This is a genomic window from Streptomyces sp. NPDC088817, assembly GCF_044750345.1.
GTDB lineage: Bacteria > Actinomycetota > Actinomycetes > Streptomycetales > Streptomycetaceae > Streptomyces.
Genome location: NZ_JBIVJN010000001.1, coordinates 107590 through 123568, shown reverse-complemented (window position 1 = coordinate 123568; position 15979 = coordinate 107590). Strand labels below are relative to the sequence as shown.

14 protein-coding genes are annotated in these 15979 nt (G+C 71.1%); 4 read left to right on the top strand and 10 right to left on the bottom strand.

From position 1 onward, the window contains the following. Positions 1-51 precede the first annotated feature (51 nt). Together ACIP4X_RS00585 and ACIP4X_RS00580 are read left to right on the top strand one after the other, a co-directional pair. Complete coding sequence (locus ACIP4X_RS00585; protein ID WP_358732594.1) at positions 52-669, top strand: helix-turn-helix domain-containing protein; 618 nt, start codon at positions 52-54, stop codon at positions 667-669. Between the two features lie 56 nt (positions 670-725). After that, positions 726-1451 (top strand): SRPBCC domain-containing protein, encoded by a 726-nt coding sequence (locus ACIP4X_RS00580; protein ID WP_358732593.1) that lies wholly within the window; start codon positions 726-728, stop codon positions 1449-1451. Between the two features lie 34 nt (positions 1452-1485). On the opposite strand, the gene ACIP4X_RS00575 is transcribed toward ACIP4X_RS00580, so the two are convergent. Then, positions 1486-3315 carry an endonuclease/exonuclease/phosphatase family protein gene (locus tag ACIP4X_RS00575; protein WP_358732591.1) on the bottom strand — a complete coding sequence of 610 codons (1830 nt, stop codon included), beginning with the start codon at positions 3313-3315 and terminating at the stop codon, positions 1486-1488. Between the two features lie 311 nt (positions 3316-3626). On the opposite strand from ACIP4X_RS00575, the gene ACIP4X_RS00570 reads away from it, so the two are divergent. Continuing rightward, entirely contained in the window at positions 3627-5054 is a 1428-nt protein-coding gene (locus ACIP4X_RS00570) for a hypothetical protein (protein WP_358732589.1), read from the top strand. A 72-nt stretch (positions 5055-5126) separates the two neighbouring features. On the opposite strand, the gene ACIP4X_RS00565 is transcribed toward ACIP4X_RS00570, so the two are convergent. From ACIP4X_RS00565 to ACIP4X_RS00530, 8 genes are all read right to left on the bottom strand, one after another. Further along, the gene (locus ACIP4X_RS00565; RefSeq protein ID WP_391453696.1) at positions 5127-5711 is read right to left on the bottom strand and encodes a TerD family protein; all 585 of its coding nucleotides are present in this window, start codon (positions 5709-5711) and stop codon (positions 5127-5129) included. A gap of 48 nt (positions 5712-5759) precedes the next feature. Beyond that, positions 5760-6974 (bottom strand): TerD family protein, encoded by a 1215-nt coding sequence (locus ACIP4X_RS00560; RefSeq protein ID WP_358732756.1) that lies wholly within the window; start codon positions 6972-6974, stop codon positions 5760-5762. Between the two features lie 126 nt (positions 6975-7100). Then, on the bottom strand, positions 7101-8090 hold the full coding sequence (locus tag ACIP4X_RS00555) for a zinc-dependent alcohol dehydrogenase family protein (RefSeq protein ID WP_358732585.1): 990 nt from the start codon (positions 8088-8090) through the stop codon (positions 7101-7103). Next, on the bottom strand, positions 8087-8953 hold the full coding sequence (locus ACIP4X_RS00550) for a carbohydrate ABC transporter permease (protein ID WP_358732583.1): 867 nt from the start codon (positions 8951-8953) through the stop codon (positions 8087-8089). Before ACIP4X_RS00550 ends, ACIP4X_RS00555 begins: the two co-directional genes overlap by 4 nt. Beyond that, positions 8953-9897, bottom strand: coding sequence for a sugar ABC transporter permease (locus ACIP4X_RS00545; protein ID WP_358732581.1), 945 nt, complete (start codon positions 9895-9897; stop codon positions 8953-8955). The genes ACIP4X_RS00550 and ACIP4X_RS00545 overlap by 1 nt, the downstream gene beginning before the upstream one ends. Beyond that, complete coding sequence (locus ACIP4X_RS00540) at positions 9894-11255, bottom strand: sugar ABC transporter substrate-binding protein (RefSeq protein ID WP_358732580.1); 1362 nt, start codon at positions 11253-11255, stop codon at positions 9894-9896. Before ACIP4X_RS00540 ends, ACIP4X_RS00545 begins: the two co-directional genes overlap by 4 nt. A gap of 98 nt (positions 11256-11353) precedes the next feature. Further along, on the bottom strand, positions 11354-12124 hold the full coding sequence (locus ACIP4X_RS00535) for a DeoR/GlpR family DNA-binding transcription regulator (protein ID WP_358732579.1): 771 nt from the start codon (positions 12122-12124) through the stop codon (positions 11354-11356). A 269-nt stretch (positions 12125-12393) separates the two neighbouring features. Further along, positions 12394-13203, bottom strand: coding sequence for an NAD(P)-dependent oxidoreductase (locus tag ACIP4X_RS00530; protein WP_358732577.1), 810 nt, complete (start codon positions 13201-13203; stop codon positions 12394-12396). 257 nt (positions 13204-13460) lie between these two features. Between ACIP4X_RS00530 and ACIP4X_RS00525 the strand changes: the two genes are divergently transcribed. Next, complete coding sequence (locus ACIP4X_RS00525) at positions 13461-14627, top strand: hypothetical protein (protein WP_401345938.1); 1167 nt, start codon at positions 13461-13463, stop codon at positions 14625-14627. Here the strand turns inward: ACIP4X_RS00525 and ACIP4X_RS00520 are convergent. Further along, positions 14564-15796 carry an MFS transporter gene (locus ACIP4X_RS00520; RefSeq protein ID WP_391453702.1) on the bottom strand — a complete coding sequence of 411 codons (1233 nt, stop codon included), beginning with the start codon at positions 15794-15796 and terminating at the stop codon, positions 14564-14566. The genes ACIP4X_RS00525 and ACIP4X_RS00520 overlap by 64 nt on opposite strands. Between the last annotated feature and the right edge of the window lie 183 nt (positions 15797-15979).

Genomic DNA, 15979 nt, shown 5'->3' with positions numbered 1-15979 from the left:
AAAACTAGAACCGTCTGGACAAGTAAAGTTTTCGGTGGGAGGGTGAGTCGCATGCTGGACGTCACCGTGATCGAGGACCCCGAGGCCGCAGCCGTCTCCCTGGACCCCATAAGGGCCAGGCTGCTCGCCGAGCTGGCGGCAGGCCCCGCCTCGGCCGCCATGCTGGCCGGCACGGTCGGCCTGCCCCGGCAGAAGGTGAACTACCACCTCAAGGCGCTGGAGCGGCACGGACTGGTCGAGCTGGCCGGCGAGCGCCGCAAGGGCAACGTCACCGAGCGGCTGATGCGCGCCACCGCCGCGTCGTACGTCATCTCCCCGCTGGCCCTGGCCGCCGTGCAGCCCGACCCGGACCGCTTCCGCGACCAGCTCTCCGCGCGCTGGCTGCTTGCCCTCGGTGCCCGGCTGGTGCGCGATGTCGGCTCGCTGATCACCGGCGCGGCCAAGGCCCGCAAGCGGCTGGCGACCTACGCGCTGGACGGCGAGATCCGCCTCGCGTCGGCCGCCGACCGGGCCGCGTTCGTCGAGGAGCTGACGGCCGGCGTCACCGCCCTGATCCGCAAGTACGACGCCCCGGACTCCGAGGGCGGACGCGGCCATCGGATCGTCGTCGCCTTCCATCCCACGGTGAAGGAGCAGGCCGCGCCCGCCGTGGAACCCGAAGCCCGATAACGGCCCAGTACCCCCCGATCATCACCGACCCGACCGTCACCGAGCAGGAGCCCGTCATGTCCAAGGAATTCGAGATCGTCCGTGAGTTTGAGGTCGACGCCACCCCCCAGGAGGTGTGGGAGGCGATCACGACCGGTACCGGTGGATATCTGTGGCCGATGGAGCCGCCGGAGCCCCGGGTGGGCGGCGCCGGACCCTTCGGGTCCACGGTCACCGCCTGGGATCCGCCGCACCGCTACACCAACCGCAGTGAGGACCCGGGGTTCCCGGTCCAGTCGCTCAACCAGCTCGACCACACCATCGAACCGCGCGACGGCGGCCGCCGCGCCTGGGTGCGGTACGTGCACAGCGGCATCTTCACCGACGACTGGGACAACCAGTACGACGGCGCGAACAAGCACACCGACTTCTATCTGCACACCCTGCGCGAGTACCTGACGCACTTCGCGCCGCGCCCGGTGGCCTTCGCGACCCTGGACGGCCCGGAGGCATCCACCGCACCCGATGCCTTCACAACCGTGGGCCGGGCCCTCGGGCTCACCGACGACACGGCCACGGGTGCGCGCGTGACCGTCCAAGGGCCTCGGACGTTCGAGGCCGTACTCGACTACCGCACCCCGTACTTCATCGGGCTGCGCACCGACGACGCCCTCATCCGCCTCTTCGGCCGCAACCGCTGGGGCGCCCCCGTCGGCGTCAGCGTCCACGACTTCGCGCCGGACGCCGACGCGAAGGCCAACGAACTGGCCTGGCGGGAATGGCTGGACGGGGCCTGCGCCTGACGGCCGCCGACCCCGTCCTCAGCACGCGCGGGTGTCACGGGTGGAAGCGCAGCACCTGCGGGTCGTGGTCGCTGGTCTGGTCGTGGAACTCCGCGTTGACGTGCACGCTGTCGTAGTCGAAGTTGCCGCCGCGCTTGATCGCCGGGCTGATCAGGATCTGGTCAAGGACCTGCTGGTTGCCCTGGTAGTCGTAGGTGTAACGCTCGTTCTTGGGCAGCGACTTGATCGCCGACCACAGCTCGCCGTCACCCTCGAGGATCTTCGCGGTGTCGGAGAACTCGAAGTCGTTCATGTCGCCGAGCACGACGACGTCCGCGTTCTTCTCGACCTTCAGGATGTCGTTGACGAAGGAGTTCACCTCGGCCGCCTGGCGGTGGCGCTGGACCTCCGAGCTGCGCGCCGGCGGCTGGTACTGCGCGGTCAGGCCCTGGTCGCCGCCCTTGGAGGCGAAGTGGTTGGCGATCACGACGACCGTGCGGCCGCGGAAGACGAACTCGCCGGCCAGCGGCTTGCGGCTGTTCTTCCAGGCGTCGCTCGTGGGGTCGATCCGGCCCGGGGAGACCGTCAGGGCCGCCTTGTTGCCGTTCACCTTCCTGACGCCGACCGCGGTGGTCGAGTCGCCGCCCGGGCGGTCGGTGAAGGAGACCCGCGCGGGGTTGAACAGGAACACCTGGCGGATGTTGCCGCCCGGCTCGCCGCCGTCCTGGTCGTTGACCGGGTCGATGGAGCGCCAGTCGTACTTCGGGCCGCCGGCCTTGACGACCGCGTCGATCAGCTTGCCCACGGTCACGCTCGCGTCGACCGTGCCGTCGTCCACGGCGCCGTTGTTGTCCTGGATCTCCTCCAGGGACACGATGTCGGGCGACTGCAGGTTGTGCACGATCGCGGCGGCGTGCTCGTCGAAGGTGGCGTCGGACGGGTCGAGGTTCTCGACGTTGTAGGTGGCCACCGAGAGCTCGCCGGGGGACTGCTTGGCGGTCGTCTCGCGCTGCAGGCCGCCGCTCTTGAGCGTGCCGAGCCGGCCGGCGACGAGCGTGTAGCCGCCGTAGGAGTTGTAGTCCATCGGTCCGGTGGTGGTGCCGGCGAGGGTGTCGCCGACGTTCGCCACGGGGAAGTCGGCGGTGGAGCCGAGCGACTCGACCTGGAGGCGGCCGGTGTTCTGGGAGTCGTAGGAGCCGTAGACCGTGCCGCCGCGGGAGCTGCGGTTCTCGTCCGGCTTCACCGTGACCCACAGCTCGCTGTAGGGGTTGGTCGCGGTGACCACGCGGGCGTCGGCGATCTGGACGTTCATGCCCTCCAGGGACTCGTAGTAGTCCAGGGCGTACTTCGTCGGCTCCAGGGTCAGGCCGTTGACCGAGCCCTTCGCGGCGGGGTCGCCGGCCGGGGAGTAGACGGCGGGAACCGACTCGGCGTCTATCACGACCGGGGCCGGGACCGGGTTGCCCTTGGAGACGACGGTGACCACCGGCTTGGTGATCTCGGTGACCGACTGGTTGCCGGAGGTGGCGCCGCCCGGGACGTACTCGGAGACGGTTCCGGTCACCGTGACGGAGTCGCCGACCGCGACCGTCGGGGTGGAGCTGGTGAAGACGAAGATGCCCTCGCTGGTGGCGGGGTTGTTGTCCGGATTGGCGTCCTGCATCCAGAAGCCTCTGGTGGAGCCGTAGGTGCGCACGGCGGTGACGATGCCGGGCACGGCGGTGACCTGCTGGTTCGCGTAGGGGGATATCCGGGTGGTGCCCTGGATGTCGTGGATGCGCACGGTGTCCGCGTGCGCGGGAGAGGTGAGGACGACGGCGGACGCGGCCGAGCAGACGGCGGCGATGGTCAGCGCGGCGAGACGGGCGGAGGACTTGCTGGGCACGGTGGATCCCTTCGGGCATGACGGAGTACGGCGACGGGGGTGCGACGCGAAAACGCGGGACGTGGGCGGGAGGCACCGGTCGACGCGCGTAGAGCGTGACGGGAACGAGCCGCCTCCGCATTTCTACGCGCGTCAATCTGCTGCGCGGCCCAGTTGGTTGTCAAGGTTTCCGCCATGGACGGGAGATGACGGAAAGGTGAACCGGACGGGATGGGGCGAAATCCGTCTAGGCTGAGCTTTTGAGTCGTCAGGCTTGCCGGCCCGTGGGCTTCCCACCCTCCGGGCCCCGGTCCGCTAGGAGAAACCAGCCGATGTCAGACAGGTCCTCGTTCCCGCCGGTGCGGATCGCCTCCGAACCGGAGCTGGCCCGGTACGCGCTCGCCACACCGCTGCTGTCCCGCGCCGCGCGGCTCGCGCGCTGGGCCGGGGGCGGGACACGGGTCGACGCGGACGGCGGGCTCGCGCAGGAGCAACTGCCCGCCGCAGCGGAGGTGCTCGGTCTGACCGGCGACGACGCGGCGGCCGCCGCGGGCGAGGCCTGGCGGGTCGCCCTGGACACCGGGCTCGTCCGCGTCGCCGACGAGGACGAGGGCGCCGTCGCGCCCGGCCCCGGCCTGGAGCTGCTGACCGGCGGCTCGCCGCACGACGTGCTCGCGGTCTGGTCGAACGCCCTCGAGACCGCGCTGGCCGACGCGAGCGTGCCCGACCTGGACGTGCTGGTCGAAGCGGTGGGGCAGGGTGGCGCGGTCGACCTCTCCGGGCTGGACTGGGACCCCGGGGCGGAGGCGGAGTTCCTCGACGGGGTGCTCGCCAATCTCTACCGGCTGACGGCCGGTGCGGAGGGGGCCGGCGGCGTTCCGGTGCCGCTGCCCGTGCTCGCCGCTTCCATGATCGTGCCCAGCGACATGGGGGAGCCCACCAACGACATACTGGAGCAGGTCTCCGAGGCGATGATGCGGCTGGACGACCAGTTCCGGCTGCTGGAGACGGCGGGTCTGGTCGAGTACCGGCCGGTGGACGAGGAGTTGATGGCGGAGGCCGAGAGCGAGTCGTCCACGCCGGTCGAGGAGGTGGACGTCGCCCGCTACGGCATGGTGCGGCTGACCCCGCTCGGACTGCACGGGCTGCGGACCCGGCTGCTCGAGGCCGGCTGCCGGGCGCCGGTGATCGGCGAGCTCGCGGACAAGGGTGCCGACGCGCTGCTCGACGGTACCGCCGGTTTTCCGCCCGCGGCCACGCACGCGGAGACCGAGCAGTGGCTGGCGAGCCGTGAACCGCTGTCCGCCGCACGGGAGTTGCTTGCCGCGGCGCGCGGCACGGACGCGGGTGCGCCGCTGCGGCGGCTGCGCTGCCAGCAGGCGCTGTCCCTGGTCGGCGCGGAGGCCGAACCGGCGCTGCGGGAGGTGCTCGACGACGCCGAACTGGGCGGTCTTTCCAGGGTCTGGCTGACCGAGCGTGGCCTGGCCGACGTGCCGGCGCCGTCCCAGGAGATGATCTTCTGGCTGACCATCGACACGGTGGCAGCGCAACTGGCCGCCGAGGGCGACTCCGAGGAACTGCACGCCCTCGTCGAGGGTCTCGCCGAACAGCACAGCGGCTTCTTCGCGGCCGCGTGGCGGGTGGACCACCCGCAGACGGCGGACGTACTGGAGGCGATGGGCCGCCTGCACCCGGACAAGAAGACCGCCAAGGAGGCCCGCAAGGCAGCCTTCAAGGCACGCTCCGCGCACGGCGGCTGAGCGAAGAAGTGACCGGCCGCGGCCCGCGTTCACCGCGCGGGCCGCGGCCGTTCGGTCATGGGGCGCGGTACGTCAATTGCTGACGGCGAAGCGCATCAGGGCGTGCTCGTCGCCCTGCTTGATCTTGCCCGTCTCGTTGATCACTTCGAGTTTCCAGGAGCCGCCGACACGCATGGCCTTGGCCACGGCGCAGCCGTTGTCCTGGGTGAGCAGGCTCGGCCAGATGTCGGCGACCTGCTGGGAGGTGCCCCCGGTCGCGTCGTAGACCTTGAAGCTGATGTTGCGCGCCTTCTGGAAGGAGCTGCCCTTCTTGAACGCGGCGGCGATGAACACGATCGAGGTGATGTTCTGCGGTATCCGCGCGAACTCCACCGTCACCGTCTCGTCGTCGCCGTCCCCGCGGCCGGTCTGGTTGTCGCCGCTGTGCTGCAACGAGCCGTTGCCCATGGGGTCCAGCGAGTCCAGGCCCGCCAGGCGCACCGGGTCCGCGCCCTGCATGGCGACGGCGATCAGGTCGAGGTCGGTGCCCATCTTGCGGCGGAGCATGCCCATCACCCCGCCGGAGGTGCCCCCGGTGGGGTCCCAGGACACACCGATGGACATGTGGGTCACCCCGTCCAGGTCCGCCGGTCCGTCTTCTTTCGTCAGCGTGATCATGTGTGGTTCATCCTCTGGTGAAAATGACTTCGACAGGCGAATTGTGTCCTACAGCGCCTGGGCCGCGGGCTTCACCATGTTCCGCACGGTGCGCGCCTTGACGAAGTCGCCCATGGCCGTCATCTCCCACTCGCCGGTGAACTGACGGATGAGCTTGGCCATCAACACCCCGGTCTGCGGCTCGGCGTTGGTGAGGTCGAAACGGACCAGCTCCTCCTCGGTGGTGGCGTCCACCAGGCGGCAGTAGGCCTTGGCGACCTCGGTGAACTTCTGGCCCGAGAAGGAGTTCACGGTGAAGACCAGACCGCTCACCTCCTGGGGCAGGCGCCCGAGGTCGACCACGATCACCTCGTCGTCGCCCGCGCCCTCGCCGGTGAGGTTGTCGCCGGAGTGCTTCACCGCGCCGTTCAGGATGGTGAGTTTGCCGAAGTAGCAGCTGTCGATGTGGTTGCGCTGCGGGCCGTAGGCGATGACCGAGGCGTCAAGGTCGATGTCGGCGCCGCGGTACGCCGGTTCCCAGCCGAGGCCCATCTTGACCCGGGCGAGCAACGGACGGCCGCCCTTGACCAGGGACACGGTCTGGTTCTTCCGGAGACTGACCCGGCCCTTGTCCAGGTTGACCTTCCCGGTGCCCGGGGCGGGAGCGGCGGCAGGCGGGGCCGGGGGAGCCGGAGGGGCGGCAGGCGTCTGCGCGGCGGGCGCCGGGGGCGGCGGGGCGAGCGGCCGGGGCGGGACGGACGGCTGCGGCGGGACCGCCGGGGCGGGGGCGGGTTCCTCCACCGTCACGCCGAAGTCGGTGGCGATGCCCGCGAGTCCGTCGGCGTACCCCTGGCCGACGGCCCGCGCCTTCCACTGTCCGCCGCGCAGATAGATCTCCACGACCACCAGCGCCGTCTCGGTGCCGAGCCGCGGCGGGGTGAACGTGGCCAGCACCGAGCCGGTGTCCGCGTCGCGGACGGTGGCCGTGGGCTCGATGCCCTGGAAGGTCTGCCCGGCGGCGTCCGGGCTCGCGGTGACCACGATCTTCTCGATGCCCGCCGGCACCGCGGCGGTGTCCACGGTGATCGCGTCGGGCGCGCCGCCGCCGCCCGAACGGTGGGTCACGCCCGGCCCGGAGGGCTGGTTGTAGAAGATGAAGTCGTCGTCCGAGCGCACCTTGCCGTCGGCGGTGAGCAGCAGGCCCGATACGTCCAGCCGCACCGGAGCGGCGACGTCGACCGTCACACGCGCGGCGGCCAGCGGGATGTTCGAGCCGGGGGTCATAGCTGTCATGTGGGAGGTAACGAGCGAGGGCGCTTTACCGTTCCCTTACCCGGCAAACGGGTGAGGCGGCGCGGCGCCCGCGCCGGCCGGGCCCGCGAGCCCGGCCTGATCCGAACGAGAGACCCGCTACGGGACCACCACGATCTTCCGGCCCACGCCGGAGGCGAACTGGTCGAGCGCCTCCGGGTACCGCTCCAGCGGGATCCGGTCGCTGATGAAGACCTGGGGGTCCAGCACCCCGGCCGCGAACAGATCGGCGGCCCGCTCGAAGCTGTGCAGCACCGCCATGGAGCCGGTGATGGTGATCTCCTGGTTGTAGATCCGGTACGGGTCGATCATCACCCGGGTCGCGTAGTCGGCCACGCCGAACTGGAGGAACGTTCCCGCCTTGGCCACCCGGTCCAGGCCGTCCTGGATCGCCGCCGCGTTGCCGGTCGCGTCCACCACGACGTCCCAGCCCTGCGGCCGGTCCAGTTCGTCGGCGTTCGCCGCGGACCCCGACACGCCGAGCTGCCGGGCCGTCTCCAGGCGGGCCGGGTTCACGTCGACCACGTCCACGCTGGCCGCGCCGGTCCGCTTGGCCAGTTCCAGCATCATCAGGCCCATGGTCCCGGAGCCGTAGATCAGCACGCGCGAGCCCAGGCGCGTGCGCAGTACGTCGTAGCCGCGGACCGCGCACGACAGCGGCTCGATCAGGGCCGCGTCCTCGGTGCGGATGTGCTCGGGCAGCTTGACGCAGTTGGCGACCGGGGCCACGGCGTACTGGGCGGCGCCGCCCGCGGTGGTCACGCCGATCGCGGCCCACCGCTCGCACATGTTGTTGTGCCCGTCGCGGCAGTAGCGGCACTCGTAGCAGTACAGCGACGGGTCGACGGCCACCCGGTCGCCGACCGACACCTCCGTGACCTGTGTGCCGACCGCGGCCACTTCGCCGGCGAACTCGTGCCCGGGCACGATCGGCAGCTTGGGCGCGAACTCGCCCTGGAGGATGTGCAGATCGGTGCCGCACAGCCCGCAGGCCGCCACCTCGACGACGACCTCGCGGGGCCCCGGCGTCGGGTCGGGGACCTCCGTGACGACGGCGCGGCCCACGGACTCGATGACGGCGGCCTTCATTTGACGGCTCCCAACGACAGGCCCTGGACCAGTTTGTCCTGGGCGGCGAACCCCGCGGCGAGCACCGGCAGGGAGATGACGAGCGACGCGGCGCACACCTTGGCCAGGAACAGGCCCTGGCTGGTGATGAAGGTGGTGAGGAACACCGGGGCGGTCTCGGCGACCACACCCGTGAGGACCCGCGCGAACATCAGCTCGTTCCAGCTGAAGATGAAGCAGATCAGGGCGGTCGCCGCGATGCCGGGCAGGGCGATCGGGGCGACCACGCGGCCCAGCACGGTCGGTAGTTTGGCGCCGTCGATCTGGGCGGCCTCGATGATCGCGACCGGGACCTCGGAGAGGAAGGACTGCATCATCCAGACCGCGATCGGCAGGTTCATGGCCGTGTAGAGGATGACCAGCGCCCAGATGTTGTCGAGCAGGCCGGTGTTCTTCGCGAACAGGTAGATCGGCAGCAGACCGGCCACCAGCGGCAGCATCTTGGTGGACAGGAAGAAGAACAGGACGTCGGTCCACTTCTTCACCGGCCGGATGGACAGCGCGTACGCGGCGGGCAGCGCGAGGAGGAGGGTCAGCAGGGTGGAGACCAGCGAGGCGGTCATGGAGTTGATCAGCGCGGGCCAGGGACTGGCCCCGCCGGTCAGCCCGAAGAACTGCCGGTAGCCGTCCAGCGTCAGCGCGGCGGCCACCGACGGCGGGTTGGTCGCCGCGTCCGCCTCGGAGTGGAAGGACGTCAGGACCATCCAGAGCAGCGGCAGCACGAATACGAGTCCGGCCAGCCAGGCGACGACGCCCAGGGCCGCGCCCCGGAACCGGCCGCGCGGTTTGCCGTACCGCGGGGCGGTGGTGGCGACGGTGGCCATCAGCGGGACACCTCCTCACGGAACAGCGACGACACCACGCGCAGCGCGAAGGTCGCCAGGATGATCGAGCCGATCACGACGATGACGCCGGCCGCGGAGGCGAGGCCGTTCTCGTGCGCCTGGTAGAAGGTCTGGTAGATCGTGTACGGCAGGTTCGCGGTGCCCAGGCCGCCCGAGGTGATGGTGAACACCGCGTCGAAGTTCTGCACGATGTAGATCGAGCCGAGCAGCACGCCGAGTTCGAGGTAGCGGCGCAGATGCGGCAGGGTGATGTGCACGAAGATCTGCCAGTCGCTCGCCCCGTCCATCCTCGCCGCTTCGAGCAGTTGGGAATCGCGGCTCTGCAGTCCGGCCAGCAGGATCAGCATCATGAACGGGGTCCACTGCCAGATCAGCGCGGCCTCCACCGCCATCAGCGGCATCTCGGAGATCCAGTCCGGCTGGATCGCCCCGTCCCCGCCGATGGCGTTCAGGATGCCGTTGAACAGCCCGTACTCCGGGTTGAACAGCAGGTGCTTCCACATCAGCGCGGCGGCGATCGGCACCAGCAGGAACGGCGCGATGAGCATGGTGCGCACGGCGGCCCGGCCGCGGAAGCGGCGGTCGAGGAGCAGCGCGAGCAGCAGGCCGAGCAGCAGGCTGACCAGCACCACGGTGACGGTCAGCAGGATGGTCGTCCACACCGAACTGCGCAGCTCGGGGTCGCTCAGCACCTCGCCGTAGTTGGCGAATCCGGCGAAGTGGCGCCGGTCGGGGTAGAGCGCGTTCCAGTCGAGGAACGAGATCACCAGGGTGGCCACGAAGGGCAGCTGGGTGACGACGATCATGAAGACCAGCGCCGGCAGCAGGGGGGCCCGGGTGGCCCAGGCACGCATGCGGTTCGAGCGCCGGGCCGCCGGCCGTCCGGAGACGGCGGCGGCGCGGGCCGGGGACGTCAAGGTCATGACCCCTCGTACTTCTGGGCGACGGCCTCGGCGAGCTTCTGGGCCTTCTTCAGAGCGCTGTCCACCGACTGGCGTCCGGCGATGGCGGAGCTGATCTCCTGGGAGACCTTGGTGCCCAGGTCGGTGAACTCGGGGATGCCGACGAACTGGATGCCGGGCGCGGGCCGCGGCTGCACGCCCGGGTCGTCGGGCCTGGCGTTCGCGATGGCGTCGCGCGTGACGTCCGCGAACGCGGCGGCCTCCTTGCGGTACTGCGGGATGTCGTACGTCGAGGCGCGCTTGCCGGCCGGGACGTTGGACCAGCCGGCCTCCTCGCCGGCGAGCTTCTCGTAGTCCTTGCTGGAGGCCCAGGAGATGAACTTCCAGGCGTTCTCGGAGTTCTTGGACGCCTTCTGGATGCCCCACGCCCAGGTGTAGAGCCAGCCCGAGCCGGCGGTCTTCTCGACCGGGGCCGGGGCGTAGCCGATCTTGCCCTTGACCGGAGAGCCGTCGGCCTCCAGGGAGCCGGCGCCGGCGGTGGCGTCGTACCACATGGCCGTCTTGCCCTGGGTCATGTTGTTCAGGCACTCCGCGTAGCCGGACTGGGCGGCACCGGCCTCGCCGTGCTTGCGGACCAGGTCGACGTAGAACTGGGTGGCCTCCTTGAACTCCTTGGAGTCGAGGCGTGCCGTCCAGTCCTTGTCGAACCAGGTGCCGCCGAAGGTGTTCACCACCGTGGTCAGCGGCGCCATGACCTCGCCCCAGCCCGGCAGTCCGCGCAGGCAGATGCCCTTCATGCCGGAGCCGTCGATCTTGGCGGCCAGGTCGGCGACCTGCTTCCAGGTGGGCTTGTCCGGCATGGTCAGGCCCTTCTTCTCCAGGACGTCCTTGCGGTACATCAGGAAGGAGGACTCGCCGTAGAACGGCTCGCCGTACAGCTTGCCGTCCCCGGCGGTGAGCGCCCGGGTCATCGGGGGGAGGATGTCGGCCTGGTCGAAGGCGGTGTCCTTCTTGACGTAGGCGTCCAGGGGGTGCAGCCACCCGTTCTTGGCGTAGATCGGGATCTCGTAGTTGCTCAGGGTGGCGACGTCGTACTGCCCGGCCTGGTTGGCGAAGTCCTGGCTGATCTTGTCACGGACGTCGTTCTCCGGCAGGACGGTGAAGTTCACCTTGATGCCGGTGTCCTTGGTGAAGTGGGCGGCGGTCAGCTTCTGCAGCTCCACCATCTGCGGGTTGTTCACCATCAGGACGTTGACGGAGCTGCCGTCGGCGGATCCGGACCCGCCGGCGCCCGAGCAGGCGGCGAGCGGAGCGATCAGCGTCCCTACCGCCGCCACGGCGAAGAGGGTCCGTGGCGAGCGTCGGCTCTGGGTTCGCATGGGTACTCCAGGAGATGTTGACACTAATGGGGACATGAGGGGGACGAGAGCGCCGCGCGGGGGCGGGCGAAGAGTCAGGTTCGGCGGGTGCCGGGTGGTCAGACCCGGATGACCTGCGGCCCGAGCAGCGAGTAGCGGTGCGCCTCGGTCGCCGGGAGCAGGGTGCTCGTCACGATCGCCTCCAGCGCGCCGACTTCGGCGAACCGGCAGAAGCTGACCGCCCCGAACTTGGTGTGGACGCCCGCGAGCACCACGCGGCGCGCGGCCCTGACCGCCTGCGCCTTCACCTCGCTGACCGCCGGGTCGGGCGTGGTCAGACCGTGTTCGCGGGAGATGCCGTTGGCGCCGATGAACGCCAGGTCGATGACGAAACCGGACAGCATCTTCGTCGTCCAGTGGTCCACGGTGGCGAGGGTGCCGGAGCGGACCCGGCCGCCGAGCAGCAGTACGGAGATGGTGCCGGTCTCGGCGAGCGCGCCCGCGACCGGCAGGGAGGCGGTGACCACGGTCAGCGGCCGGTCCCGGGGCAGGGCCTCGGCGATGAGCTGCGGGGTGAAGCCCTCGTCGACGAAGACCGTTTCGGCGTCCCCGAGCAGTTCGGCGGCGGCGGTCGCCACCCGCCGCTTCTCGGGTACGTGGCTGGTGGCACGGAAGGCGAGGGTGGTCTCGAAGCCGGCGCTCTCCACGGGGTAGGCGCCGCCGTGGGTACGGCGCACCAGACCGTGGTCCTCGAGGGAGCGCAGGTCCCGCCGGACGGTCTCCTTGGCCACGCCCAGGTCGGCGGCGAGCGCGGTGACGTCGACCGATCCGGTGGCACGCGCCAACCGCACGATCGCGCGCTGGCGTTCCTCGGCCGTCCCGTGGCTCATGGGTCGACCACCCGCTTCCTGGTTTAGATGCCCGTTCGGGCCCGGTGCGGCCCTTGCCGGATGTTCTACAGCGGGTGCGCGGTTCTGACCAGGCTTGTTTTGGGTTCGCTCCTGTCCGTTTACGCCCGTTCGGCTCGGGTGGTGCCCGCCTCGGACCTGCAGGGGGGTGTTCCGGTGCGTGGGAACGGGCAGCGCTGATGCCCGAATGCGAGAACGGGCGGGCCCGTTCGGTGCCCGCCCGCCCTCGGCTGCGTCGATTTTCCGCCGTGTCAGTAAGGCCAGATGGGCGGGTCCGTCACGAAGGGGCCGCCGATGTGGAGATGGGCCTTGTTGTCCGGGTCGAGCTCGCCCTGCTCGGCGATCAGCTTCCCGGCGTACCGCTCGGAGTCGTCCCGCGGTTCGTAGCCGAGCGCCCGCGCGCTGGTCAGATCGAGCCACAGGCGGGTGTTGGCGGACGCGCCGTACACGACGGTGTGGCCCACGCCCTTCGCGGTGAGGGCCGCGTGGAAGAGACGGGCGCCGTCGGCGGGGCTCATCCACAGGGAGAGCATCCGCACGCTGGTCGGTTCGGGGAAGCAGGAGCCGATGCGCACCGAGACGGTCTCCAGGCCGTGCCTGTCCCAGTAGAGCTGGGCGAGGTCCTCGCCGAAGGACTTGGACAGGCCGTAGAACGTGTCCGGGCGGCGCGGGGTCCCGACCGGCAGGAGCGGCTCGCCGGGGCCGGGGTGCGGGGTGTGGCCCACCACGTGGTTGGAGGAGGCGAAGACGATCCGCCGCACGCCCTCCTCGCGGGCCGCCTCGTACAGGTGGTACGTGCCCTCGATGTTGGCCTTCAGGACCTTCTCGAAGGGGGCTTCCAGGGAGATGCCCGCGAGGTGGATGATCGCGTCGACGCCCCGGACGGCCTCGCGCAGCGCGTCCCGGTCGGAGAGGTCCGCGACGATCGCGTCCGGCTCGTCCTCGATGGGCCGCATGTCCAGCAGGCGCAGCGCGTAGCCGTAGTCGGGCAGCAGGCCCCGCATCAGGGTGCCGAGCCCGCCGGCGGCGCCGGTGAGCAGAACGGTGCGGGGAGCGGGCATCCTCGGTCTCCTTGAGATGGGTCGTTCCTGTGTGTGGACACGATTCACATGGATGGACACGCTATGAACAGTGTCCGTACCCCGTCAAGTGTGTCGCGAACGCGCGAAATCCGCGCCTGTGTTGCCGGTTTGCGCGCTTGACCTGCCCGAATGGGGGCTCCTAACGTGATCGCGTTCATGAACGTGGACATTGCTCAGAAACAGGCACTCGCCCGGCTGATCGAGCGCGGCAGCGCACCGCTCGACGAGGAGGAAGCGTGAAGACCTCGGCCTTCGTCTACCCCTGGGACGTCAACGGCGATCCCGGGGCGCCCGGCCGTCTGGCCGCCCTCGGAGTGGAGCAGGTGACGCTCGCCGCCGCCTACCACTCCACACGCGCGCTGACCCCCCGTCATCCGCGCCACCGCGTGGTCACCGCCGAGCACGCCGCCGTGCTGTACCCGGTGGACGGCCGCTGGGAGGGCCGCACACCACGCCCGTACCCGGCCGGCGACTGGGCGCCGGGCGACGCGTACGGCGAGGCCGCGGCGGCCCTGGCCGGCACCGGTCTCGACGTGCACACCTGGGTGGTCCTCGCGCACAACTCCCGTCTGGGCGCCGAGAATCCGGACACCTCCGTCGTCAACGCCTACGGCGACCGCTACCCGTGGGCGCCGTGCATCGCCCAGCCCGCCACGCGCGCGTACCTGACCGAGCTGGCCGCCGAGGCGGCCGTCCGCCCCGGGGCGCGCGGCACCGAGCTGGAGTCCCTCGGCTGGTACGGGCTCGCCCATCTGCACGCCCACGACAAGACCGGCGGGGTGGGCCTCGGGGAGGCCGGCCAGTACCTGATGTCCCTGTGCTTCTGCCCCGCCTGCCGCACTGGGTACGGCGAACAGGACCTGGATCCGGATGAGTTGGCAGGCGCCGTACGCTCCGCCCTGGAACCGGTGTGGCGGGGCGCGGCCTCCGACGGCGGAGGCTGGGCCGGTGTGGTGGAACTGCTCGGCGAGAGCACGGCGGACGCCACCCGTGCCTGGCGCGACCGGACCGCGCGCACCCTCCAGGAGGCGGCGGTCGCGGCGGTCCGCGCGGCGGCCCCCGACGGCTTCCAGGTCCTTCTGCACGCCGACCCGGTGTCCTACCACTGCGGCGCCAACGCCGGTGTCGACCCCGCCCACATCCTGTCCGTGGCGGACGGCGTGGTGGTGCCCTGCACGGGCGGTTCCGGCCTGCTGGCCCCGTTCGCCGAGCAGGGCCGCCCGGACGCCGTCCTGGCCGCCAACTTCACGATCGTCTCCGGCATGGGCGGCAGCCCGGGCACCCTCGCCGAGGACGCGGGCCGTGCGCGGGACCTCGGGGCGTGCGAACTCCGGCTGTATCACGCGGGGTTGGCCTCGGACGGCGACCTGGCGGCGGTGCGGTCGGCGTTGCGGGGCCTGTGAAGCAGCATCAGTGACGTGGCCGACAGGGCCAGGGCCAGGAGGGCCAGGACCACCGGGAGGGAGACGGCGCCGACCAGCGCGGCGCCCGCGGCCAGACCGACGACGTTGGGGGCGAAGAGCAGCGTGTTCGCGGTCGCGGACGCCCGGCCGAGCAGCTCCGCCGGTGTCTCCCGCTGCACGGCGGTGAACGCGGCGATCGGCACGCACGGCAGCCCGGTGCCGCTCAGCACGCTGCTCACCAGGGCCACCGGATCGGACGGGACCGCGCGCAGGGCCACGCCGGCCGCCGTGAGGGCGATGCCGAAGGCCGCGAAGCGGCGGCTGCCCAGGCGGCGCAGAGCGGTGCCCGAGGCGAGACCGATCGCCACCGAACCGGCGCCCTGCACGGCGTACAGCACCCCGGTGTACGCGGGCGCGTGGCCGAGGCGGTCGACGACGGCGTAGATCAGCGCGCCGGTCACGCCGGTGAACAGCATCGTGGCGCCGCCGGCCAGCACCAGGGGCCGCAGCCGCGGGTGGGACCACAGATGGCGGGCGCCCTCGGCGGTCCGCGCGCGCCAGGACCCCTCGGACCGGCGGGGCTCGTCCTCGCGGACCCGTAGCATCGCGTACAGACCGGCGGCGAGCAGGAACGTGGCCGCGTCCAGCAGGGCCACGCAGCGGCCGCCGTACGCCGCGTACAGGCCGGCGCCCGCCAGCGGGGCCAGCAGCTTCATGCCCTCGTTGGCGGTCATCCGCAGCCCGTTGAAGTCGCCGAGCAGCTTCGCGTCGACGGCGGTGGCGACGAGCGCCGACTGCGCCGCGTCCTCCACGACGCCCGTCGCGCCGTAGAGGAACAGCACCCCGTACAGCACCCAGACGCGGCCCGGGGCGTCGACCGTGAGGAGGATCGGGAGCAGCGCCGCCAGCAGCAGGTTCGTGCCGATCAGCACCGGCCGCCTGCGGGTGCGGTCGGCGAGCGTGCCGAGCGCCGGGCCGGCCAGGGTCGGCGCCCACATCGCCAGCAGGCACAAGGCGGCCAGCCCGTTGGAGCCGGTGAGGTCCTTGACCCACACACCCGAGGCCAGCCACAGCGCCGAGGTGCCGAAACCGGACACCACCACAGCGGCCAGGCACACTCCCGCCGCACGGTCGCGCAGCACCCGCACCAGGGTCCATTCAGTCGTCATACGGCCCGATCGTCGCCCTGAGGCCCCGCCCCGCGGATCCGGCGGATGCCGTAGAACCCGGCCCCGCCCGGTCGGCAGTCCGCAGGTGAGGGTCGGTCATGTCACGGGGGTGCGAGGGCGAACGGGCGTGGTCCGTGGGCGGCGTCCGGCGGGATTTCCTGTGCCGGAGGCATTGACGAAAGC

Coding starts and splice junctions, on each gene's coding strand:
- ACIP4X_RS00570 (WP_358732589.1), top strand. CDS start 3,627: ATGTCAGACAGGTCCTCGTTCCCGCCGGTGCGGATCGCCTCCGAACCG.
- ACIP4X_RS00555 (WP_358732585.1), bottom strand. CDS start 8,090: ATGAAGGCCGCCGTCATCGAGTCCGTGGGCCGCGCCGTCGTCACGGAG.
- ACIP4X_RS00565 (WP_391453696.1), bottom strand. CDS start 5,711: ATGATCACGCTGACGAAAGAAGACGGACCGGCGGACCTGGACGGGGTG.
- ACIP4X_RS00545 (WP_358732581.1), bottom strand. CDS start 9,897: ATGACCTTGACGTCCCCGGCCCGCGCCGCCGCCGTCTCCGGACGGCCG.
- ACIP4X_RS00560 (WP_358732756.1), bottom strand. CDS start 6,974: ATGACCCCCGGCTCGAACATCCCGCTGGCCGCCGCGCGTGTGACGGTC.
- ACIP4X_RS00540 (WP_358732580.1), bottom strand. CDS start 11,255: ATGCGAACCCAGAGCCGACGCTCGCCACGGACCCTCTTCGCCGTGGCG.
- ACIP4X_RS00530 (WP_358732577.1), bottom strand. CDS start 13,203: ATGCCCGCTCCCCGCACCGTTCTGCTCACCGGCGCCGCCGGCGGGCTC.
- ACIP4X_RS00585 (WP_358732594.1), top strand. CDS start 52: ATGCTGGACGTCACCGTGATCGAGGACCCCGAGGCCGCAGCCGTCTCC.
- ACIP4X_RS00520 (WP_391453702.1), bottom strand. CDS start 15,796: ATGACGACTGAATGGACCCTGGTGCGGGTGCTGCGCGACCGTGCGGCG.
- ACIP4X_RS00550 (WP_358732583.1), bottom strand. CDS start 8,953: ATGGCCACCGTCGCCACCACCGCCCCGCGGTACGGCAAACCGCGCGGC.
- ACIP4X_RS00535 (WP_358732579.1), bottom strand. CDS start 12,124: ATGAGCCACGGGACGGCCGAGGAACGCCAGCGCGCGATCGTGCGGTTG.
- ACIP4X_RS00580 (WP_358732593.1), top strand. CDS start 726: ATGTCCAAGGAATTCGAGATCGTCCGTGAGTTTGAGGTCGACGCCACC.